The organism is Jiangella aurantiaca (assembly GCF_004349105.1).
Lineage (GTDB): Bacteria > Actinomycetota > Actinomycetes > Jiangellales > Jiangellaceae > Jiangella > Jiangella aurantiaca.
This window is the reverse complement of record NZ_SMLB01000008.1, coordinates 145,200-167,178: the sequence shown is the minus strand read 5'-3', so window position 1 is coordinate 167,178 and position 21,979 is coordinate 145,200. Positions and strand designations below refer to the sequence as shown.

General features: G+C 71.7%; 20 protein-coding genes. 7 read left to right on the top strand and 13 right to left on the bottom strand.

Features of this window, described 5'->3' with window-relative positions:
- Window positions 1-29 precede the first annotated feature (29 nt).
- Window positions 30-329 (top strand): helix-turn-helix domain-containing protein, encoded by a 300-nt coding sequence (locus tag E1262_RS08900; RefSeq protein WP_203453697.1) that lies wholly within the window; start codon window positions 30-32, stop codon window positions 327-329.
- A gap of 4 nt (window positions 330-333) precedes the next feature.
- Here E1262_RS08900 and E1262_RS08895 read toward each other — a convergent pair whose 3' ends face one another.
- The 8 genes from E1262_RS08895 to E1262_RS08860 form a co-directional block, all read right to left on the bottom strand.
- On the bottom strand, window positions 334-1,002 hold the full coding sequence (locus E1262_RS08895; protein ID WP_132102770.1) for a hypothetical protein: 669 nt from the start codon (window positions 1,000-1,002) through the stop codon (window positions 334-336).
- A 16-nt stretch (window positions 1,003-1,018) separates the two neighbouring features.
- Window positions 1,019-1,669: a hypothetical protein gene (locus E1262_RS08890; protein WP_132102769.1), complete on the bottom strand. Its 651-nt coding sequence runs from the start codon at window positions 1,667-1,669 to the stop codon at window positions 1,019-1,021.
- A 355-nt stretch (window positions 1,670-2,024) separates the two neighbouring features.
- Entirely contained in the window at window positions 2,025-3,185 is a 1,161-nt protein-coding gene (locus E1262_RS08885; RefSeq protein WP_132102768.1) for a hypothetical protein, read from the bottom strand.
- A 183-nt stretch (window positions 3,186-3,368) separates the two neighbouring features.
- A complete protein-coding gene (locus E1262_RS08880; protein WP_132102804.1) occupies window positions 3,369-5,327 on the bottom strand; it encodes an alpha-ketoacid dehydrogenase subunit alpha/beta in 1,959 nt (652 codons plus the stop codon).
- A 29-nt stretch (window positions 5,328-5,356) separates the two neighbouring features.
- Window positions 5,357-6,925 (bottom strand): class I adenylate-forming enzyme family protein, encoded by a 1,569-nt coding sequence (locus E1262_RS08875; RefSeq protein ID WP_132102767.1) that lies wholly within the window; start codon window positions 6,923-6,925, stop codon window positions 5,357-5,359.
- Window positions 6,922-8,412: a M81 family metallopeptidase gene (locus tag E1262_RS08870; protein ID WP_132102766.1), complete on the bottom strand. Its 1,491-nt coding sequence runs from the start codon at window positions 8,410-8,412 to the stop codon at window positions 6,922-6,924. The genes E1262_RS08875 and E1262_RS08870 overlap by 4 nt, the downstream gene beginning before the upstream one ends.
- Window positions 8,413-8,415: 3 nt before the next feature.
- Window positions 8,416-8,814, bottom strand: coding sequence for a RidA family protein (locus E1262_RS08865; RefSeq protein WP_132102765.1), 399 nt, complete (start codon window positions 8,812-8,814; stop codon window positions 8,416-8,418).
- On the bottom strand, window positions 8,814-10,085 hold the full coding sequence (locus tag E1262_RS08860) for an aspartate aminotransferase family protein (protein WP_132102764.1): 1,272 nt from the start codon (window positions 10,083-10,085) through the stop codon (window positions 8,814-8,816). The genes E1262_RS08865 and E1262_RS08860 overlap by 1 nt, the downstream gene beginning before the upstream one ends.
- A gap of 278 nt (window positions 10,086-10,363) precedes the next feature.
- On the opposite strand from E1262_RS08860, the gene E1262_RS08855 reads away from it, so the two are divergent.
- Window positions 10,364-11,245: an IclR family transcriptional regulator gene (locus E1262_RS08855; RefSeq protein WP_132102763.1), complete on the top strand. Its 882-nt coding sequence runs from the start codon at window positions 10,364-10,366 to the stop codon at window positions 11,243-11,245.
- Between the two features lie 81 nt (window positions 11,246-11,326).
- Window positions 11,327-12,247: an SMP-30/gluconolactonase/LRE family protein gene (locus E1262_RS08850; protein WP_132102762.1), complete on the top strand. Its 921-nt coding sequence runs from the start codon at window positions 11,327-11,329 to the stop codon at window positions 12,245-12,247.
- Window positions 12,248-12,252: 5 nt separating this feature from the next.
- Here E1262_RS08850 and E1262_RS08845 read toward each other — a convergent pair whose 3' ends face one another.
- The 5 genes from E1262_RS08845 to E1262_RS08825 all read right to left on the bottom strand — a co-directional run bounded on the left by E1262_RS08845 (window position 12,253) and on the right by E1262_RS08825 (window position 17,146).
- Window positions 12,253-13,221, bottom strand: a complete 969-nt coding sequence (locus tag E1262_RS08845; protein WP_132102761.1) for an aldo/keto reductase family protein — start codon at window positions 13,219-13,221, stop codon at window positions 12,253-12,255.
- A 103-nt stretch (window positions 13,222-13,324) separates the two neighbouring features.
- Entirely contained in the window at window positions 13,325-14,125 is an 801-nt protein-coding gene (locus tag E1262_RS08840; protein WP_132102760.1) for an SDR family NAD(P)-dependent oxidoreductase, read from the bottom strand.
- On the bottom strand, window positions 14,122-15,093 hold the full coding sequence (locus E1262_RS08835; protein ID WP_132102759.1) for a Gfo/Idh/MocA family protein: 972 nt from the start codon (window positions 15,091-15,093) through the stop codon (window positions 14,122-14,124). The genes E1262_RS08840 and E1262_RS08835 overlap by 4 nt, the downstream gene beginning before the upstream one ends.
- On the bottom strand, window positions 15,090-16,208 hold the full coding sequence (locus E1262_RS08830) for a pyridoxal-phosphate dependent enzyme (protein ID WP_132102758.1): 1,119 nt from the start codon (window positions 16,206-16,208) through the stop codon (window positions 15,090-15,092). Before E1262_RS08830 ends, E1262_RS08835 begins: the two co-directional genes overlap by 4 nt.
- Window positions 16,205-17,146 carry a succinylglutamate desuccinylase/aspartoacylase family protein gene (locus E1262_RS08825; protein WP_132102757.1) on the bottom strand — a complete coding sequence of 314 codons (942 nt, stop codon included), beginning with the start codon at window positions 17,144-17,146 and terminating at the stop codon, window positions 16,205-16,207. The genes E1262_RS08830 and E1262_RS08825 overlap by 4 nt, the downstream gene beginning before the upstream one ends.
- A 164-nt stretch (window positions 17,147-17,310) precedes the next feature.
- On the opposite strand from E1262_RS08825, the gene E1262_RS08820 reads away from it, so the two are divergent.
- From E1262_RS08820 to E1262_RS08805, 4 genes are all read left to right on the top strand, one after another.
- Window positions 17,311-18,312: an NAD-dependent epimerase/dehydratase family protein gene (locus tag E1262_RS08820; protein ID WP_132102756.1), complete on the top strand. Its 1,002-nt coding sequence runs from the start codon at window positions 17,311-17,313 to the stop codon at window positions 18,310-18,312.
- Between the two features lie 149 nt (window positions 18,313-18,461).
- The gene (locus tag E1262_RS08815; RefSeq protein WP_132102755.1) at window positions 18,462-20,072 is read left to right on the top strand and encodes an ABC transporter substrate-binding protein; all 1,611 of its coding nucleotides are present in this window, start codon (window positions 18,462-18,464) and stop codon (window positions 20,070-20,072) included.
- A 17-nt stretch (window positions 20,073-20,089) separates the two neighbouring features.
- Window positions 20,090-21,121: an ABC transporter permease gene (locus E1262_RS08810; protein WP_162605827.1), complete on the top strand. Its 1,032-nt coding sequence runs from the start codon at window positions 20,090-20,092 to the stop codon at window positions 21,119-21,121.
- Window positions 21,118-21,972: an ABC transporter permease gene (locus E1262_RS08805; protein WP_132102753.1), complete on the top strand. Its 855-nt coding sequence runs from the start codon at window positions 21,118-21,120 to the stop codon at window positions 21,970-21,972. The genes E1262_RS08810 and E1262_RS08805 overlap by 4 nt, the downstream gene beginning before the upstream one ends.
- Window positions 21,973-21,979 lie beyond the last annotated feature (7 nt).

Below are 21,979 nucleotides of genomic sequence, written 5' to 3'. Positions count from 1 at the left end.
AACGATCATCATGCCCCGACGGTGATTGGATGCCCGCACACGACGACGTCAAGACCCGGAAGGCCGACTTCCTCATGGCCTTCGGCGAGACGGCGCGCGCCCGCCGCGGCGAGCTCGGACTGACCCAGCGGCAGCTGGACGCCCGCATGGGTTACCGCGGCAAGTTCTCCGGCGGCGTCGAGCGCGGCACCCGCAACCTCACACTGGACAACCTCTACCTGCTGGCGGCGGCCCTGGAGACCGACCCGCGCGACCTGCTCGCGGATGACGTGACGCGCGACGGGCCGGCGTCGGGGACTACGCCGTCAACCCGGACCAAGCCCGCCTGACGCGTCAGCGCCAGTCCAGCCGCCGCCAGCGATCGAGCGGGCCGTGCCGGGCGTCTGCGAGCTCGACCCCGCGCAGGTCGGCGACGTGCACGCCGTCCCAGAGCCGGAACCCGAGCCGCTCCAGCACAGCGGTCCGCCGGGCCTGCAACCGCTCGGCCACCCGCTCGCGGGCGGCGCGGCCGAGACCGGTGACGCCAGGCGGGCCGGGAACGGCGGCCGGCGGCGCCGTCACCCTGAACGCGGCGAGCCGGGCCAGCGGCAGGAACGCCGCAAGCGCACCGGCCAGCAGCACCGGGCCGAGCCCGTGGCCGCGCCACTCGGGCATCAGCTCGTACCGGCGCACGACGACCACCCGCGGCGGGCCGTCGCTCACCAGCTCCTCCAAGCCGGGCTGGAGCGCACCGCCCTCGCCGGCCGCCGCGGCGAGGAAGCCAGGCGCCCACTCGCCCAGCACGACGGCGTCCAGGGGAACCCGACCACGGCGCAGGTCGGCGACGGTGACGGACAGCTCGGCGACGTGGCGGAGGCTGGGCGGGCAGACGTCCAGCTCGGAGACGTCGGCGGTGACCTCCCACGCCTCGGGCTGCAGTTCGTCGTCGGCCTGCCACCACGCGCGGCGGTGCTGCACGGTCAGCTCGACGGACATCGGGTTGGCCGGCGGGGCGCTCAGCACGATCGTGGACCCGTCCTCACTGGCCCGGGTCGTTGTAGGGACCCCAGCGCTCGAGTGGCTCGAAGCTGGCGTCGGTGAGCGCGGGATCGCGCAGGTCGACCACGTACACCCCGCGCCACAGGTAGAAGCCGATGCGTTCCAGCAGGGCACCCAGCCGCAGGCAGGTGAGCTCCGCGGACACCCGGTCAGCGCAGCCGTCGAGGAAGTCGGCGGGCGAGAGCCGGCACACCGCGAGCCGGGCCGTGGTGGAGAACCGGCCCAGCGCCGCCGCCGTCAGCGGGGCGGCCAGGCCGTACCCCCGCCATGCCGCGGCCAGCTCGAACCGGCGCAGGATCACCATGCGCGGCAGGCCCTCGCTGATCTGCTCGTCCAGCTCGGGGACGAGGGTGCCCTCGGCGAGGTCGATGACGGTCTCGGCGATGAACTCCAGGGCCCACTCCCCCAGCTCGATGCTGTCGAGCAGGTTGCGGTCGCTGTTGAGGTCGGCGACGGCGAGGGAGAAGTCGCCGACGTGACGGTGTTCGGGGCGGCACACGTCGAGGTTCCACACGTCGGCGGAGACGTGCCAGTGCTCGGGAAGGTCGTCCTCATCGACCGTCTGCCACCACAGCATCCGGTGGGTGACACTCAATTCGATCGACATCGGGTTCGCAGGCAGGTCGGCCATGTGTCCGGTCACCTCGCTCGCACGACATGGTTGGCAGGCGGGTTGTCCGGCTGGCCGGGGTCACAGCCGTCAGGGCGATCACGAGCGGCGTCGAACACCATCACCACCTCTTTCGAGATGGCCGGGCGGGCTCCTGCTCTTGAGCGACCATTGTCCTACGGTGCGGACTATGTGCAACCCGAGGATTGGCACAAGCTGCCGAACCGGGTGAGGCCGGACTGCACAACTGCTGCATCGTGCGAACTCAGCCGGAGATTGATACTCATAGTCTGTCGACCCAAAGTCTGCCACATCCAGAGCCGAATAGACGGCCGGACAGCCAATCTTCGCCTGAGCCGCGATCGCGGACTGCCGACTACGACGCGCTGAGCCGCCGCCAGTCCGCCGCGTCGACGCCCAGCCGCTGCCGCAACGACTGCACCTGCTGCTCGAGGGCATCGAGTGCCGCGGCGACAGCGGCACCGGTATGGCTCTGACCGTTGAGCGCGCCGCGCAGCTCGTCGTTCTCCGCGCGGAGCCGGTCGTTCTCGGACAGCAACTCGACCAGTCGGCGATGCTGGCCGCGCCGGGTCAGCACCTGGATCGGCTCGGCCGCCACGGCCGGCGCCGCCACGCCCACAGGCGGCGTCGCCACCACCGGCAGCCGGGCCAGCACGTCCTCGTCGCCGATGCGGTCCTCCAGCATCGTCAGCGCGGCGTCGACGACCTGGACGTCGTCGGGGAGCGGGATGCTGAGGGTGCGGTCGCGCTGCGAGAGGCCGAGGATGTACGACAGCCGCCGCGGGCCGGTGCGGTCGATGCGGACGCTGCCGAGGATCTGGTGCCGGCGCGGGTCGAACGGGTCGTCGAGGTTCACGCCGGGCAGGTAGGTGCGGATGGCGGCCTCCGGGATGGCGTGGTTCGGGCCGACCATCTCGTTGAACTCGTCCTCGGCCGCCGCTGGGAGCAGGAACATGTGCCCGAGCCCGACCACCTCCCAGGCGACGTTCGTGGCCCATGACTGGAATTCGTCGGCGTCGCGGGCGCCCTGCCGCGCGACGTAGACCGGGCCGAGCCTGGACTCGTCGGCGAGGTAGTCCATGAGATCGGGCAGGTCGGACGGACCGGCCCAGCGCGGCTCGGTGCTCACCGGCACGAGGCCGTCGGCGCACGCCAGGTCGGGCAGCAGCCCCCGCAACACGGCCGGGACCGACATGAAGGGCACGCGCGGCGCGCGGTCGCCCGGCTCGTCGGCGACCTCGATCTCGACCCACAGCCAGCCGCGGCCCGAGGCGCCGTCCTCGACCGCGGTGATCGTGGTGCGCCAGATCTCGTCGGCGCCGCGGGCCAGCGGGTGCAGCCGGCGCCAGCGGTACAGCCGGCGGCCGGTGTCGTCATCGGCGACCAGCACCGTCACGACGTCGTCGGCGTCGAGCTCGGCCCGTCCCGGCCGCCCAGCGTCGACGTCGATCTCCTTCGCGGCCGACCACCGGCCCACATGATCGACGACGGCCTCGACGATCGGTCCGGAGACCACGTGGAGGAACGATCGGAAACCCACGGACACGAGGCGGCCCTCCAACATCGCTGTTTCGGTGACTGATACTACTGTTTTGATACGGCAAACGCCGTGCACACGTCAAGGCTCTGTGCGCATGGGTGAACGTCTGGTGTGGTCAGAGCAGCATCAGACGCTCACCCATCGGGGCGACGCTCGCGATCAGACGCGGACGAGGCGCCGGATGGTGTCGGCGATGGCGTCGCGGCCGGGCAGCCACGCCCGTTCGAGGGACGGGGCGTAGGGCACGGGGGTCGGCGGCGGCGCGACGCGGACCACGGGAGCGTCCAGGTGCCAGAAACCCTCGTCGACGGCGAGGGCGGCGAGCTCGGCGCCGACGCCGAAGTCGCGGACCGCTTCGTGCGCGATGAGCAGGCGGTTCGTCCGCGCCAGCGACTCCAGGACGGTCGCGCGGTCCAGCGGCACGATGGTGCGCAGGTCGACAACCTCGGCCGAGATCCCCTCGTCGGCGAGCGCCGCGGCGGCCGCGAGCGCTTCGTGCACCATCCGCGACCACGACACGACGGTGACGTCCGTGCCCGGACGGCGCACGACGGCGCGGCCGAGGGGGACGAGGTGGCCGGGCGGCGGTTTCACGCCGCGGAACCCGTAGAGGTGCCGGTTCTCCACGAAGACGACGGGGTCGGGGTCGCGGATCGCGGCGCGGAGCAGCCCGTAGGTGTCCTCCGGTGTCGACGGCATGACGACGGTGAGGCCGGGGATGTGCGCGAGCAGCGCCTCGAGGCTCTGCGAGTGCTGGCTGCCCGACGACCGGCCGGCGCCGAACTGGGTCCGCACGACCAGCGACATCGCCGCCCGGCCACCGGTCATGTACCGCAGCTTCGCCGCCTGGTTGAGCAGCTGGTCGAAGCAGGCGCCGAGGAAGTCCATGTACATGATCTCGACGACCGGCCGCAGCCCGGCCATCGCGGCGCCGACGGCGACACCGGCGATCGCGGTCTCGCTGATCGGGGTGTCGCGGACGCGGTCGGGGTACGCCGCCGCGAGCCCGCGCGTGAGGCCGAAGACGTTGCCGCCCGCGCCGACGTCGATGCCGGCCAGGAAGACGGACGGGTCGGCGGCCAGCTCGTGGTCGAGCGCGTCGCGGACGGCGTCCATCACCCGGTACCGGTCTGCGGCGGCCGGCGCGACCACGGCCGCGTGCACCGCCGCGACCTCGCCGGCGTCCGCGTCCGGCGAATCAGCCCGCGGCGCCACCACGTACTCCCCCAGCGACGACGGCGACGGCTCCGGCGCCGAGCGGGCGAACGCGAGGGCCGCCTCGATCTCCGCCTCCACATCGGCGTCGACCGCCTCGATCGCCTCGGCCGCCACGCCGGCCGCCAGCAGCCGGTCGCGGGCGCGGACGATCGGGTCACGACGGCGCCATTCGGCCACCTCGGCAGCGTCGCGGTAGCGCTCCGGATCACCCTCGTAGTGGCCGTGCCACCGATACGTGTCGGCTTCGACCAGCACCGGGCCGGTGCCGCGCCGCCGCTGGTCGACCAGCTTGGTCATGAGGTCGGCGACGGCCACCACGTCGTTGCCGTCGACGTGCGCGTAGTCGATGCCGTAGCCGGCGGCGCGCTCGGCCAGCCCGGCACGGTGCTGGTCGGCGGCCCGGGAGAACTCGGCGTAGTGGTTGTTCTCGCAGCAGAAGATCACTGGCAGGTCCCAGACGGCGGCCAGGTTGACCGCCTCGTGGAACATCCCCTGCGCCACGGCGCCGTCGCCGAAGAACGCCACGACGACACCGTCGCCGCCGAGCAGCCGGAACGCCGTCGCGACGCCGCCCGCGATCGGCAACCCGGCGCCGACGATGCCGTTAGCGCCGTACACGCCCAGCGAGGGGTCGGCGATGTGCATCGACCCACCGCGGCCGTGACAGGTCCCGGCGTCGCGGCCCATCAGCTCGGCGAACATCGGCGCCGGAGGCAGGCCCTTGGCCAGGCAGTGCCCGTGCCCGCGGTGCGTCGACGTGATCGCGTCGCTGGCCCGCAGCGGCCAGCACGCGCCGACCGCCGTCGCCTCCTGGCCGATGGACAGGTGCAGGAAGCCGGGCACCTCGGTGTCGCGGTAGAGCTGCCCGGCCCGTTCCTCGAACCGCCGGATCCGGCGCATGCGCCGGTACAGCTCCAGGAGCCCCGCAGTCACGCGAGCGCCCGGGCGAGGTCGCGCAGCCCGGCCTTGCGGATCTTCCCGATCGACGTGCGCGGCAGCTCCGGCACCGGGACGATCCGCGACGGCACCTTGAACGGCGCCAGCCGCCGGGCACAGTGCTCGCGCAGCGCGTCGTCCTCGGCGGCCGGGCCGGGGGCCGCGCCCGCGGACAGCACGACGAAGGCGAGCAGCCGCTCGCCCAGGATCGGATCGGGGACGCCGACCGCCGCGCACTCCTCGACCAGCGGGTGCTCCAGCAGCACCCGCTCCACCTCGCCGGCCCCGACGTTCTCGCCCTTGACCTTGATGACGTCCTTGCGCCGGTCGAGGAAGTAGACGTAGCCGCCGTCGACGCGGCCGAGGTCGCCCGTGCGCAGCCAGCCGTCGCCGTCGAGCACCTCGGCCGTCGCCGGCGGGTCCTTGAAGTAGCCGGTCATCGTCGACGGGCCCCGGATGACCAGCTCGCCCACTCCGCCCGGGGCCACCTCGGCGCCGTCGTCGCCGACGACCCGCAGCTCCCACCCCGGGCTCACCGTCCCGATCGACTGCCAGTCGTGTCGCGGATCGAGATGGACGGGGGTCCGGGTGCCGCAGGCCGCGGACTCCGTCAGCCCCCACGCCATCGACACCGCAACGCCGAACCGGGTCTCGATGGCCCGGATCTCGTCGCGATCCAGCGGCAGCGCGTACATCATCAGCCGCATCGACGACGCCGCCGCGGCCTCGTCGGGGCCCGGCGGCGCGCCCAGCAGGATCCGCAACGGCCCGGCGGTGAGGTTGCCCACCGTGATCCCGTACTCGGCCACCACCGGCCAGTACCCCCGCGCGCTGAACACGGGGCCGATCACCAGCTGCGAGCCGGTCAGCAGCGCCGGCATCAGCTGGAAGCACATCGCGTTGACGTGGAACAGCGGCAGCACGCAGTAGGACCGGTCGGACGGCGTCAGCGCGGTCTCGGCGCGGGTCGTGGCGCCGGCGGACAGGCAGGCGGCGTGCGAGAGCATGACGCCCTTGGGCCGGCCAGTGGTTCCCGACGTGTACATCATCAGCGCGGTGCGCTGCCCCGGCGGGCCGTCGTCGGGCAGCGCGGTGGCGGCCCGCCGCGCCCGCCGGCGGCCGTTGGTCACCGTCGTGCCGCAGACGACCGGCGGCGGGACCGACGCGCCCGCGGCCACCCGCTCGGCCATCGACTGGTGCCGCAGATTGGTGACCACGGCGGCGGCCTCGCTGTGCTCGACGACGTAGCCGAGCTCCTCGGCGGTGTACTGGGCGATGGTAGGGACGGCGATCGCGCCGGTCGAGGTGATCGCCAGCAGCGCGATGACGAACGCCGGCGCGTTCTCCATGTGCAGCACGACGCGGTCGCCCGGCCCGACCCCCAGCTCCTCCAGCAGCGCCCGGAGCACGGCGACGTCGGCGGCGCACCCGGCGTACGTCCAGGTGCGGATGGCGTGCGGCTCCAGCGGATCGGCGTAGGTGAGGAACGGCCGGTCGCCGTCGGCCGCGGCCCGGTGCGCCAGGACGTCGCCGAACGTGAGGTGGTCGAACGTGCGCGTCATCGGGCCGCTCCCGCAGGGAACTCGGCCGGCTCGAACGGGTACAGCGGGCGCCGCCGGTTGCGGTAGGTGAAGCGGTCCAGGCCCATCGCGGTGATGCCGTCGGTGTCGACGACGACCAGCCGCGACGCGATCGGCGCGTACGCCGCCCGCGGGCCGTTGACCCCCTTCGCGACGATCACCTGGAACGCCGCCGGGTCCAGGCCGAGCGCCGTCAGCTGGCGCCGGCTGGTGTTCATGGTCTGCCGCGACATCAGCACAAGCGTCGGCCCGTCGGCGGTCTCGAGGACGGCGGTCGAACCCATGTCGAACCAGCGGAACCCGCCATGCGTCGGCGCGGGCTCCTCGAAGCGGCCGTCGGAGATCAGCCGGACCCGGCCCTTCACCGGCACCGGCGCTCCGGCCGAGTGGCCGTGCCGTGCGCCGACGGAGAGAGTCACCTCGGCGCCGGCGCCGGCGGCGACGCAGGCCGCGGCGGCGTCGGGGTCCCACAGCGTCTGCACCAGCGAGCGCAGCCCGCGGCGCACCGCGGCGGCGAGGAGCACGGTGGAGTCGCCCGGCGCGCCGGCACCGATGTTGTCGCCGACGTCGAGCAGCACGACCGGCCCGTGCTCGCGCTCGGCGACGTCCAGCGCCTCCTCGACGGTGTGCCCGCTTGCCTGCAGGTCGTCGCGGCGTGACCAGACGGCGTCGGCCAGCTCCCACGCCGCCCACTCGGCGGCCAGCCGGTCGCCGTCGTGCACGGTGAGGCACGACATGCCCACGTGCGGCACGTCGGCGTAGGGGAACCCCTCGATCACGCCGGCCCACAGCATGCCCGGCCGCGCCGCGACCCGCTCGGCGGCCGCGACCAGCGACGCCATCGGCTCCTCACCGGTGTCCTGGCGGGCGATGTTCACTACCACCGGCAGCGGCACCAGCACCTGCACCGGCGCGATCTCGCCGCGCGCGGCCCGGACCACGAGTTCGACGCACCGCGCCCCCTGGACGGCGGCGTCGACGTGCGGGTTGGTCTGGTAAGCGAGGGTGACGGTGAGCGCGTCGACCAGTGCCGGCGACGCGTTGCCGTGCAGGTCGAGGACCGTGCCGACCGGCACGCCCGGGCCGACGACGGCCCGCACCCGCCGGGCCAGCTCGGCGTCGGCGTCGGCCAGGTGCTCGGCGACGGCGGCACCGTGCAGGTTCAGCAGCACGCCGTCCCAGGGTCCACCGTTCGCCAGCTCGCCGAGCATCTCGCCCGCCAGCCACTCGAACGCATCCTCGGTGACGGCGCCGACGGGGTTGACGAACGCGAAGGTGAGCGGGACGACGTCGACGCCGAGCCGTTCACCCGCGGCGAGGTGACCGCCGATGGTCGTCGACGAGCCCCCGTACTCGTCGACGATCTCCTTGCCGCGGAACACGCCGCCGGACGCGAACAGCGCGCGGTCGGCCTTCAGCGGCGAGAACGTGTTGGCCTCGTGGAACAGGCCGAGCAGGGCCAGGCGCACCGGTCAGCCCTCCCCGCCGGCGTACGCGACGACGTCGATCTCGAACCGCACGTCGTCGGTGAGGCAGCCGGTGAGCGTGGTCCGGGCCGGTAGCGGCGCCTGGAAGTACTCGCGATAGAGCCGGTTGAACTCCAGCGCGTCGGCGGGGTCGTGCACGTAGCAGCCGGTGCGCACCACGTGGTCGAGATCGAGGCCAGCCTGCGCCAGGACGCGGCGGACGTTCTCCATGGAGAGGCGCAACTGCTCCTCGAACGTGCCCGGTACCAGCCGGCCCGCCTCGTCGACCGACGCCTGGCCGGACACGAAGACGAAGTCGCCGGCCCGCACGAACCGCCGGAACGGCGGCGCCGGCGCCGGCTCGGCCGGCGCCTGCCCGGCCGCCGCGGACTCGGGCGCGGCCATCACAGCCACTCCGTCAGCGTCTTGGCGAACCGGGTCAGCGCGGCGTCCAGTTCGCCGGGTCCGTGGGTGGCGGAGACGTACCAGACCCCGCGCGACGCCACCCACACGCCGTGGTCGACCAGCGCCTCGGCGAGGTCCTCGTACCGGGCCAGGTCCAGCTGCTGCAACGAGCGGTAGTCGACGACCTCGGCGTCTCCGAAGGAGACGTGGAAGGCGGCCGGCAGCCCGGCCGCCCGCAGCGGGACGCCGTAGGACTGGCCCAGCTCGCGGATGCCGGCCATCAGCGCGGTGCCGTGCTCCTCGATGCCGGCGTACGGCGGGTTGTCGCGCAGCAGTTCCAGGCTGGCCTTGACCGCGGCCGTCGCGACCACGGATCCGTTGAACGTGCCGGAGTGGTTGACCTCGCCGGTGCCGAAGCGCTCCATCAGCTCCGCCCGGCCGGCCAGCGCCGCCACCGGCCAGCCGGCGGCCAGCGCCTTCGCGTACGTGGCGAGGTCGGGCGTGACGCCGTAGCGTCCGGCGGCGCCGTCGAGTCCGAGCCGGAACCCGGAGAGCACCTCGTCGAAGATCAGCACGACACCGTGCGACGTACACAGCTCGCGCACGCGCTGGAGGTAGCCCGGCAGCGGCTCGATGACCCCGGCGTTGATCATGACCGGCTCCATGACGACGGCGGCGATCCGCTCGCCCTCCTCGGCGAGCACCGTCGCGAGCCGGTCCGCGTCGTTCCACGGCAGGACCACGAAGTCGTCGAGATGGCCGGCCAGCTGCCCCGCGCTGGCGACGCCCCAGCCGTCGTCGCCGAGCGCCATCAGCACGTTGTCGAGCCAGCCGTGGTAGTGGCCCTCGAAGCGCACGATCCTCGTGCGGCCGGTGACCGCCCTGGCCAGCCGGAACGCTGCTTGCACCGCTTCGGTGCCGGAGACACAGAAGCGCACCATGTCGGGCCAGCGCAGCGTCGAGCACACCAGTTCGGCGGCCTCGATCTCCAGCTCGTGCTGGCCGCCGAAGATCACCCCGGTGCGGCTGGCCTCGTGGACGGCCTGCACCACCGCCTGCGGCGCGTGGCCGAGGAAGTTCGGGCCCTGTCCGAGCAGGTAGTCGACGTAGTCGTCGCCGTCGACGCTGCGCAGCCACGGCCCGTTGCCGCTCTCGAAGAAGATCCGCGGCCCGGCCAGCCGGACGTTGGAGTGGACGCCCCCGGGGGTGTGGCGGCTGGCGCGCCGGTGGAGCTCGCGGGAACGGGGATGACGTCGAGCATCTGTGCTCATGAGCGGGGTCTCCTGCCGGGCGGGCTGAACAGTGGCACCGGTACCAGGGCGTTTTGTTTATCGAAACAGATGCTCCACTTGGCAAATCACGCTACGATTGACGGAAACCATGCGTCAAGGGGGCCAGTTCGCAGCACAGCCTGCGACCGGAGGTCGAGGCGATGGTCAGTGGTTGCCGGCGCGGGAGGTCCCGCGAAACTGGCCCCTGGCAGATGATCTTGATTCCGATATTCTTCTGAAACTGCAGGTTCAGATCCCAAAACCATGGAGGCGGCGTCATGCCACGCAGACGGCCCGCAGGCCGTAACCCCGACGAACTCGACCACGAATCCGCCGACGAGCAGATCGACATCCACGACGCACCCGACCCGGCCACCGCGACCCCGGAACAAGCCCGCAAGTACAACAACCGATCCGTCGAACGCGTCGTCTCGATGCTCAACGTGCTCCAGGAGTCGCCTGAGCCGATGTCGCTCGTCGAGATCCACCGCTCCATCCGCATGGCCAAGGCCACCGCGTTCCGCTACCTGTGGACGCTGGAGAAGCACCGCTACGTCGAGCGCGACGGCGACGGGCGCTACCGCCTCGGCCTCGGGTTCGTCGGCATGCAGTCGCGCGACCTCGAGGTCCTGCAGGACCGCGCCCGGCCGTGGCTCGAGCGGGTGCGCGACGAGACCGGCGAGACCACCAACCTCGGTGTGCTCGACGGCACCGCCGTCCGCTACGTGGAGGTGGCCGAGAGCCCGCGCACCGTGCGCATGGTGAGCGTCCGTGGCAGCCGCGACCCGCTCTACTGCACGGCGCTGGGCAAGGCGATCGCGGCGCAGCTGCCTGCGGGCCAGGTCGCCGAGCTGCTCGAGCAGGTCGACCTCAAGCCACGTACCGGCAACACCATCACCTCCACCGACCGGTTCCTCGCCGAGCTCGACGCCGTGCGGCGCCAGGGCTACGCCGTCGACGACGGCGAGAACGAGGAGGACGGCCGCTGCGTCGCCGTCGCCATTCTCGGCACCCGGCTGCCCGCCGCGCTGAGTGTCAGCGCGCCGTCCAGCCGGTTCACGATGGACGACATCCCGGCGGTCGCCGCCCGGCTGGGCGAGATCGCCGGCCACCTGGCCGGTGAGCCCAGCGGCCACCGAACCGACCGGGCGGGAGGCTGACCCGCTCCGCCCTGGTGCAAGCCGGGCGGCGTGGGCCGGCGGCCGGGTGACCGCCGCGACGAGAGGACGAGCCGACGGACGATGGTGAACACGATTCAGCCGCGCCTGCTGGTTCACTGCCGCGCGGACGTCGGCGAGGGCCCGGTCTACGACCCTGCGTCCGACACGCTCTACTGGGTCGACATCCCGGCCGGTCACCTGTGGCGCTGGCGCCGCGCCAGCCGCGACGTCGCGTACCGCCAGATCGGTGAGCCGCTGGGCAGCATGGCGCTCATCGACGGTGGCGGGTTCCTCCTCGCCGCCCGGCGCGGCGTCCTGGTGCTGGCCGGCTGGGACCACCTCCCGGTTCTCTGGCAGCCGGTCGAGCCGGACCGCGCCACTCAGTTCAACGACGGCAAGTGCGACCCCGGCGGCCGTTTCGTCGCCGGGACCGCCGCCCACGACCCGCGCTTCACCGGCGCCCTCTACCGCGTCGACGCCGACGGCAGCACCGCGGCGCTGTTCGACGGCATCGGCATGTCCAACGGCCTCGACTGGAGCCCCGACGGCAGCTGGTTCTACCACGTCGACACGATCGCGCAGACGGTCCACCGCTACCGGTGGGACGCGGCCGCGGGCGTGCCGTCCGACCCCGAGCCGTTCATCGAGATCCCGCCGGGCGACGGCCTGCCCGACGGCCTCACCGTCGACAGTGAGGGCTGTCTCTGGCTGGCTGTCTGGGGCGCCGGCGAGGTCCGCCGCTACACCCCCGACGGCCGCCTGCTGGGCGCCGTCGCGGTCCCGACCCCGAACGTGTCCAGCTGCACGTTCGGCGGTCCCCACCGCAACGAGCTCTACATCACGACGGCGGCCCAGGCGGCGCCGCAGCACGGCCGCCAGGGCCGCCTCGCCGGTGACGTCTTCGTCGTCACCACGCCTATCCGCGGCCAGCGCCGCACCCCGTTCCCGCGGCACGGCATCCCGTCGGAGCTGCTCGAGCCTCGCCCGTACGAGCTGGACTGACGCCGTCACGCGAGCCGGGCCGGGCCGAGGATCTCGCCCGCCCGCTCGACGACGTCCGCGCCGATCCCCAGCTCCGGCACCGCGGCGTTCGCCTCCAGCTGCGCGATGCTCGACACTCCGACCACGACGGTGGAGACGGCCGCGCCGCGCAGGCACCAGGCCAGCGCCAGCTGTGCCGGACGGTAGCCCGCGTCGGCGGCCAGCTTCTGGAAGTCCGCGACAGCGGCGAGTACCGCCGGAGTCAGGTACCGGTCGAACATCCAGCGGTCCGCGGGCCGGGCTGCCCGGCTGCCCGCCGGCGCCGTCTCGCCGTCGCGATACTTGCCGGTCAGCACGCCGTGTGCCAGCGGGGCGAAGGCCATGACGCCGAGCCCCAGCCGGGCGCAGGCCGGCAGCACGCTCGCCTCCGGCTCGCGCCACAGCGCCGAGTAGTGCGGCTGGTCGGACACCGGGACCGCCCACCGCTGGTCGCGGCAGAGCGCGACCACCTCGTCCAGCTGCGCCGCCGACCACTCGGACACGCCCCAGTAGAGGATCTTGCCCTGCCGGACCAGGTGGTCCATCGCGCCGGCGGTCTCCTCCAGCGGCGTCTTCGGGTCGTAGCGGTGGCACTGGTAGAGGTCGATGTGGTCCAGTCCGAGGCGGCGCAGCGAGGCGTCGGCCTGAGCCAGCACGTGCTTGCGCGACAGTCCGCGCAGCAGCGGTCCGTCGCCCATCGGCGAGAAGACCTTGGTCGCCACCAGGTAGCTGTCGCGCGGGAACACCGCGAGCGCCTCGCCGAGGACACGCTCGGCCTCCCCCTCGTGACCCTCCGGGTACACGTTGGCGGTGTCGAACAGGTTCACTCCGAGCTCGTAGGCGCGCCGGGTGCAGGCGGTCGCTGTCTCCCCCGCCGTCCCGCCGTGCGTGAGCCAGGTGCCGAGGGTGATCTCCGAGACCTCGATCCCCCACCGTCCCAGCTGCCGGTACCGCATCGGCGTCCTCCGTGACGACCCATGGCCCGGCCGGCCCGGGACCCTGCCGCCATTGCAGCGCAACGGGCGGCGACGGGTCAGGTGCCGGTCTTCGCCGGCCGCGCTACCAGCTGGTCCAGCCGCCGTCGACGACGATCTCGGCGCCGGTGACGAAGCTGGCCTCCGGCGAGAGCAGGAAATTCACCACGCCGGCGATCTCCTCGGCGCGACCGAGCCGGCCCATCGGTGTCGCCGCGCTGAACGTGCGAACTACCTCGGGATCCAGCGGCACCTTGCCGACGTCGACCATGCCCGGCGAGACGGTGTTGACCCGGACGCCCATCGGCGCGCCCGCCACCGCGAGCTCCCGCGACATCATCCGGATCGCGCCCTTGGCCGCGGCGTACGAGAGATCGCGGACCGGGCCGTCGGGGGTGTTCGCGGGCAGCCTGGGCTCGTAGAACGCGTTGTTGAGCGCGACCTTCCCGTAGACGGAGGCGATGTTCACCACCGCTCCGCCGCCGGCGTCGCGCATGCGGCGCATCGCCTCCATCGCCAGGAACGCCGCCGCCTCGACGTTGAGCGCGAAGTTCTCCCGCCACCGGCCGAGGTCCGGCGCGAACAGCGGCGCCAGGTTGGAATCGCCGGCGTTGTTGACCAGCGCCCGCAGCGGGACGCCGAGGTCGTCCGCCGCGTCGTCGGCCGCCCTGAGGATGGCCGCCCGGCCCTCGTCCGTCGTGACGTCGGCGGACACCGCGACGGTCGTCCCGCCACGAACGCCGATCAGCTCGCCGGTCTCTTTGAGCGGCGTCTCGCGGCGCCCGGCCAGCACGCAGGCGTGGCCGGACTCGGCCAGCCGGACGGCGGTCGCCCGGCCGATGCCGCTGCCGGCGCCGGTGACGATCGCCAGCCCCGCGGCCGTCATGGGAGCCTCCGCACGGTGCTCGCCTTCTCCAACAGCGCGGCGCTGCGGACGGCGTCGACCGCGGCCGCCGGCGGCACCAGGAACGGCGTGCCGTCGGCCACCGCGGTCAGGAAGTGCTCCACCTCCAGGCGCAGCGCGCCCTCGATGCGGCCGTGAACGGTTGGCCACGAGAGGCAGTCCAGCTCCTCGGCGGAGTCCGCGCCGAAGCTGGTCACGCCGTCGGAGCTCCACGCGGCCTGCACCATGCCGCGTTCGCAGTGCACCTTGAGGTCCCAGCGCGGCCCGGCGCTGTCCGGCAGCGTCCAGCCGGTGGCCAGGTGGAACGCGGCGCCGGACGTCACCGTGCCGGTCGCGGTGAAACTGGCGACACCCGACGCCGACTCCATTAGCTGCGCGCCGTCGACATCGGCCACGACGCCGCCGGTGAGCCACTGGATCAGTTCGATGTCGTGGATGGCGAAGTGCCAGAGCGGATTCGTCGTCGCCGCGACCCGTTCGCCGAGCGAGCGCTGCCCCCAGGTCGATGTCGTCACCAGCACCGGCCGGCCGAGGCGGCCCGAGTGCACCGTCTCGGCCACCTGGACGTAGCGCGGGTAGAACCGGGTGATGTGCCCGGTCATCAGCCGGACGCCGCGCTCGGCGGCCAGCGCCACCACGGCCTCGGCGTCGGCGACGGTGGTGGCCAGCGGCTTCTCCACCAGTACGGCCGCGCCGGCGGCGATGGCGGCCTCGGCCGCGGGCCGGTGCACGGAGTCGGGCGTGGCGACGATGGCCACGTCGGCGCCGGTCTCGGCCAGCGCCCGCTCGGTCTCGGTGTAGGCCGGCACGCCCAGGGCGGCGCCGGCGGCGGCCGCCACGGCCTCGTCGCGGTCCACGACGGCGGCCAGCTCAGCCAGCCGCGAATCGTGCACCGTCCGCGCGTGCAGGCTGCCCATGAACCCGGCGCCCACGACGATCACCTTCGTCATCCGGTCCTCCTCGTCGTCGCGGCCCGGGCGGGTCCCACCCGCGCGGCCCAGTCGTCCACTCGCGCGGTGATGTCGTCCACGGACACCACGGGCAGTTCCCCGGCGTCAGGGACGAACCGGCCGAGATCCTTCCAGCCGGCGCCGGACAGCACCAGCACGACGTCGTCGTCGGAGCCGACCCGGCGGGCCTCGACGTCGGCGATCAACGCTGCCAGCGTCGTCGCGGCGGCCGGTTCGACGAAGACGCCCGCGGCCGCCGCGAGCAGCCGCTGGGCCGCCAGGATCTCGCCGTCGGCCGGCGCCGTGCCCCAGCCGCCGGACGCCGTGACCGCGTCGACGGCCGCGACGCCGTCCGGCGGGTTCGGCACCTGCAGCCCGGAGACCGTCGTCTCGACGCGGGCCACCACGGGTTCGGCCCGCACGCCCTGCAACACATCGACGACGGGCGCGCAGCCGGCGGGCTGACAGGCGACGACCGCCGCCGGCATCCCCCGGTGCGCCAGCCCGCGGGCGACCGCGACCAGCAGCCCGCCGCCGCCCACGGGGACGTAGACGTGCGTGGCCGAGCCCGCCTGCTCGGCCAGCTCGTAGCCGATGGTGTCCGCGCCCCGCATGCCGTCGTGGTTGAACGCGTGCGCGGTGATGCCGAGGTAGAGGTCGTGCCGCTCGGCCGCCGCCAGCACCTGGTCGACCAGCCCGGTGATGCGCTGCGAGGTCGCGCCGTCGCCCACGCCGTCGACGGCCACCACGCCGGCCGCGTACGGTAGCAGCGGGACCCGCTTCTCCAGCGGCGCTGACGCGACCAGGCAGAGGAATCCGGGCAGCCCGGCCCGCGCACCGTACGCGGCCATCGCCACGCCGGCGTTCCCCGACGACGACGCGATCCATCCGCGTCGGCCCTGATGCCTGGCCAGCGAGAGCGACATCGCCGCGATGCGGTCCTTGTACGACCCGGTCGGGTTGAGCGACTCCAGCTTCGCCGACAGCCGGCCCACGCCGAGCCGGCGGGCCAGCACCGGCAGGCCGACGAGCGGGGTGTCGCCCTCGCCGAGGGTCACGAACTCACCGGCCTCGGGCAGGTCGGAGGCGAACCGGCGCAGCCCCCGCGCGCTCACGTGCCCGCTCCCTCGTCCAGTCCGGCCAGGGAGAACAGCACCTCGCCGGCGCGGGTGCGGGCTCGGCGGCGCAGGAACATCACCATGCCCGCCGACGGCGCAGTCACGGTCTCCAGCAGCGCGCCGTCGTAGCCGTGCAGGCGGCCGATCTCCGTTCCCGGTGCCACCCGGTCGCCGGCGTCGACCGAGCTGACGAAGAACCCGTCGTGCGCCGCAATCACCCCCGCGTCCAGGTCGCCGCCACCGTCGTAGACCCAGCTCGCCGATGCGGGCTGGGCGGTTTCCGTCGCCGGCAGCAGCCCGAACTCGGCCAGGACGGCCAGCACGCCGCGGGTGTAGGCCTCGAGATGATCGCCCCGGATGCCGCCACCGCCGCCGCACTCGGCGTAGATCGCGGGGATGCCAAGCTCGGCCGCGACGGACAGGCTGCGGCCCGGCGGCGCGCCGGAATGCGCCCAGATCAGCGGCGCCCCGAACGCGGCCGCCGCACGCCGCGACCCGTCCGCGTCGCCGGCGTCACGGATGAATCCGCAGAACAGCGGCATGCGGTACGCCTGACCGGCCGAGTGCAGGTCGATCAGCACGTCGGCGCCCTCGATGACTGACGCGGTGATCGACGCCGCCACCTCCGCCGTCGGGCCCACCTTGGGGTCGCCGGGGAAGCACCGGGCCAGGTTCCCGTCGTCGAGCGGCCCGGTCCGGCTGCCGGCCGCCCACGCGGCTACATGTGCCCGTGGTACCGCCCGCACCGTCCCCGCCAGCGAAGCGCCGGCCAGGTGGTGCAGGACCCGCAGGACCGCGAGGACCCCCTCGTCCTCGTCGCCGTGCACGCCGCCGAGGAGCGCCACGGTCGGCCCTGGGCCGCCCCTGATCGTGGTGAGAACCGCGCCGCCGGCCAGAACCCTCTCGGCGCTGAACGTCGGTTGAGTTCGTTCCATCGCCACTCCATCCAGATCGTGGGCATCGAACCGGCGTTGAGTCCGCGGAGGCCGACGGCTACGATTATTGAAACTCAGGTTCCATTCTCGCCACCATAGCGGACGGCGGTCGCCCACCGCAGCGTCGCCGTCACGGCTCGGACACGACGGGAAGTGGGCGCGACATGCGAGTACTGGTGACCGGCGCAACAGGCAGAGTCGGCGCGAACATGGTCCGGCGGCTGGTGACCGCCGGTGCCGACGTCAAGGCCATGGTCCTGCCGGGCGACCCCCTACGCAGCAAGCTGTCGCCTTTTCCCGACATCGAGATCGTCGAGGCAGACCTCGGCGACCAGCCCGCCATCGACGCCGCCTGCAAGAACGTCACGCACGTCGTGCACCTCGCGGCGCAGCTGATCCGCGGCGACACGCCGGTCGACCGCTTCTACGACGTCAACGCGTTCGGCACGCTGCGCCTCCTGGAGGGCGTCGTGCACGCCGGCGGCCCGATCGAGCGGTTCGTCCTGGCCAGTTCCGACGGGACCTACCGGCCCGGCGCGCCGCCCGCCGTGCCGCTCACCGAGGACGCACCGCAGGAGCCGGCCGACTATTACGGCACCGGCAAACTGCTGGGCGAGCTCATCCTGCGCAATCACGCCGCGCAGTACGACATCCCGTTCTCGATCACCCGCTTCGCCACCGTCGTCAGCCCAGAGGAGGCCGGCGACATGTTCCGGCTCGGCTTCTGGCGGCGAGTGCTGAGCTGGCAGGCGCTGGGCAAGGACTGCCACATCTGGCAGCTCTTCGACGGTCAGCCGAACCTGCTGAAGATCCTCGACGCCCAGGCCGGCGAGGCCGCGGGCGACACCGCGGTGGGACTGACCGGCCCCGACGGCGCACCCTGGACCCTGTCGCTGCTCGACGTCCGCGACGCCGTCGACGGGCTCTATCTGGCCCTCACCGAGCCCGAGGCGGTCGGCCACGCCTTCAACCTCGCCGCCTCCCGCCCCACCTCCCACGACGAAGGTGCGGCCGTCATAGCCGACGCCTACGGCGTGCCGAAACTCATGATCGAGATGCCGATGGCCCACCACCTCGAGCTCGACATCCGCCGCGCCCGCACCATGCTCGGCTTCGAGCCCCGATGCGAATTCCGAGACGCGATCTCCGAGTTCGGTCCATGGTGACGGTGTGAGCTGATCACAAGATCGTCGAGGCGCGCCCAACCGGCCACATTGCCCCGCGAGCGATTACCCATAGGAGCGATTGACAATGCGGCCCCACAACCCTATTTTCCTTGAAACGAGCGTTTCATTATTGAACGTCGGAGGCTGACATGGCCATCGAGACGAACGAAACTCCACGAGACGCTCTTCAGTCTGGCGGGCTCACGCGACGCAACTTGCTCGCACTGGTTGGCATCGGCGGCTCACTCATCGCGCTCAAAGGCACCCTCTCAGGGTGCTCCTCGGACACGTCCGGGCAAGAGGCGGCTCCACAACTGGACTGCCAAAGGCTCGCTGCGGCCATGGCAACCCCCTTCCGCGACCTCGATCCAACAACGTCACCGCTGGTCTCCACGTTCGCCATCGTGGATCTCGTCTACGAGCCCCTCTACCGGGTTGATCCGTTCCCGCCCAGGGAGCTGACACCTGTGCTGGCAACCGAGTTGCCGCGAGAGATCAACCCCACGACGTACCGAATCCACCTCCGGGAGGGCACGACGTTCCACGACGGCAGCCCTCTGACGGCCGACGACGTCGTCTTCACCCTGGACAGGATCCGCAACCCGGAGACGAATTCTCCATATCTCACGTCCTTCACGGTGATCGACGCGGTCACCGCTGTGAGCGATACCGAGATCGAACTGACGCTCAAGCACCCGACGACGCTGTTGGCGGAACGCCTCGCGTTGATCTGGGTCCTCTCACGCAACGCCACGTCGAACTCCCCCGATGCACTCAAGTTGGAGCCGATCGGCACCGGGCCGTACCGAGTCCAGTCGGCCGTCTCCGAGCAGAGCATCAGCCTCGAATCCTTCTCCGACTATCAGGGAGACCGGCGGCTGGGGTTCGTGGAGCTCGAGATCAGCGTGGTCCCGGACGACAACGCACGCGTCTCTGGCCTGCGGACCGGCCAGTTCAGCGTCATCGAGAACGCTCCGGCGAACACCTACGAGACGCTCTCGAACCTCGACGGCATCAGCATCGAGGCGGTGCCCAGCTCGCTCGCGACGTACCTGATGTTCCACACCGCTCAGCCGCCGTTCGACGACCCCCGCGTCCGGCGCGCCGTGCTCTACGCGATCGACCGGGACAGCATCACGCAGATCGCCTTCGCCGGGCATGCCGAACCTGCGTGGTCACACATGACCTCACCTCAGATCGCGGGTGCGGTGGAGACGTCAACCGTCTACAGCTATGACGTCGACCGTGCCTCCGAACTCCTGGCCGAGGCCGGGCTCGGCGGCGGCATCACGATTGACATGCTGATCAACAACGACGAGACCCTCACACAGCAGGCTCCGATCATCCAAGAGAACCTCCGCCAGGTCGGGATCACCGCGAACGTCATACCGGGAGACATCCAAGCTCAGGCGCAGCGCGCCATCGACGGGAACTATCACATGTGGCTCACGAGTGCCGACGCCGGCGCCTTCGCCGGGGACGCCGAATGGGGCCTGCGCTGGCTTTACGGCGGCGCCTTCGTGCCTCGTCAGGCGCGTTGGGAGAACGCGGGGCTGATCGAAATGCTCGACATCGCGCTTGCCGCCCCTGACCTGGATACCCGGAACCAGGCCCTCGCCGAGGCGCAGCACCTCCTCCAGACCGAAGCTCCGCTGATCCCGGTGCACTTCGTCGACAAAGTGACTGCATGGGACAGCGCCCTCGATGGCTACCAACCGCTGCCGAAGAGCGGGTTCGGACTCGACACGGTCAACTGCTGACGTCTGAGAGGACACGCATGCGACACAGCGCTCCGGGCGACATCGTCGACGCCGCCATCACGGTGACACCGCAGGTCGGCCGAAATCCGTCCCAGTTCCGCGCGCTCGGACTCCATCGCGCGCTCCTGGCACCGATCATCCTGCTGGGCGTGACTCTGGTCGTCTTCATCGTGGTCGACCTCTCACCGAACGACCCGGCCACGGCCGAGCTCGGCGTGATGGCCGACGACGAGGCACGGCAGAGATTCATCGACGAGCACGGACTCGACGAACCGCTCCTCGTGCGCTTCGGCCACTTCCTGGTCAACCTCGTCCACTTGGAGCTCGGCGAGTCCGTCACACGTCCGGAATCCGTCAACGAGCTGATCGCCCGGGCGCTGCCGGTCAGTCTTCAGCTGATGACTACTGCCGTTTTCATGTCCGTCGTGTTCTCGCTGGCATTGGGCATCTTGGCGGCGTGGAAGGAAGGCAAGACGATCGACCAGGTCATCAGCGCGGTCATCGCCATCCTCCAGGCCTCTCCGAGCTTTTGGATCGGCCTCCTATTCGTCCAGTTGTTTGCCGTCTCACTCGGCCTGTTGCCCGCCAGCGGCTACACGCCTCTGAGCAGCGGCATCCAGAGCTGGTACGGCTCGATGATCGGCCCTGCGATCGTCCTCGCCATCCCGATCACCGCCGCACTCACCCGGGTCCTCCGTGCCTCGATCGCCGACGAGCTAGCGAAGGACTACGTCCGCACGGCGATAGGCAACGGCGTCGGCTGGGTGATGGTCCTCTCCCGCAACGTTCTCCGTAACGCCCTCATCGCACCGGTCACCGTGCTTGGCCTCGTGATCGGCGACCTCATTGCCGGAGCCATCCTGGTCGAGGTCGTCTTCAACCTCCCCGGGATGGGCACGCTCCTCGTCGCCGGCGTGAACCAAGGGGACCTCGGCGTGGTACGCGGGGTTGCTCTCGTGGGTGCCATCGGCTTCATCGCGGTCAACCTTTTGGTCGATCTCATCTACCTAGTCCTCAACCCGCGGAGCGTGAACGGAGTGTCGAAATGACGTCCTCCCTCAGCCTTGCCGACAACGTCCCGGCAAGCTCCCGCCGCGGCTCCGACAGAATGATCGCGACCTGGGTTGGATTCATCGCCATGGGGCTGGTCCTCATCCTAGTCGTTCTCCCAGCTTTGCTGCCCACGTCTCCGACCGCGATCGACCCCACGGCATCCTTGCAACCCCCTTCGGTGGCTCATCCATTCGGAACCGACCAAGTAGGACGCGACATCGCAAGCCGGGTGCTCCACGGTGCGCGAATCAGCATCCTGGTCTCGTCCGTGACGGCCACCCTCGCGCTTCTGGTAGGCGGACTACTGGGCGCAGCGGCAGCACTCGGGCCGCGCTGGCTCGACGAGGTCGTCATGCGGGTGTCCGATATCGGCCTGGCTTTCCCGGGCATGCTCCTTGCAATTGTGATCGCCGCGTCAATCGGGCCCAGCCTCGGAACTACGATTCTAGTCATCAGTATTCTGATGACTCCTCCAATGGCCCGCGTCGCACGTTCAGCGATCCTCAACGAGCTGGGCGAAGACTATGTGACCGCCGCACGCCTGATCGGCACGCGTTCGCCTCGTATTCTGCTCCGCCATATCGCTCCGGTTGCCGCAACGCCCATCGCCGTTTACACGACCGTGATCGCAGCCGTCGCGATCGCCGCAGAGGCAGGATTGTCGTTCCTGGGTGCGGGCGTGCCGCCGCCGGCACCATCCTGGGGCAACATTATCCGCGACGGTCAAGCATTGAGCCAGGCCGGCGCCTGGTGGGTGGCGCTCTTCCCAGGACTCGCCATCATGGGGGCGGTCCTGACCCTGAACCGGTTCTCCGAGGCCCTCGGGCGTCGGCTCAGAAGTACCTGACCCGAAC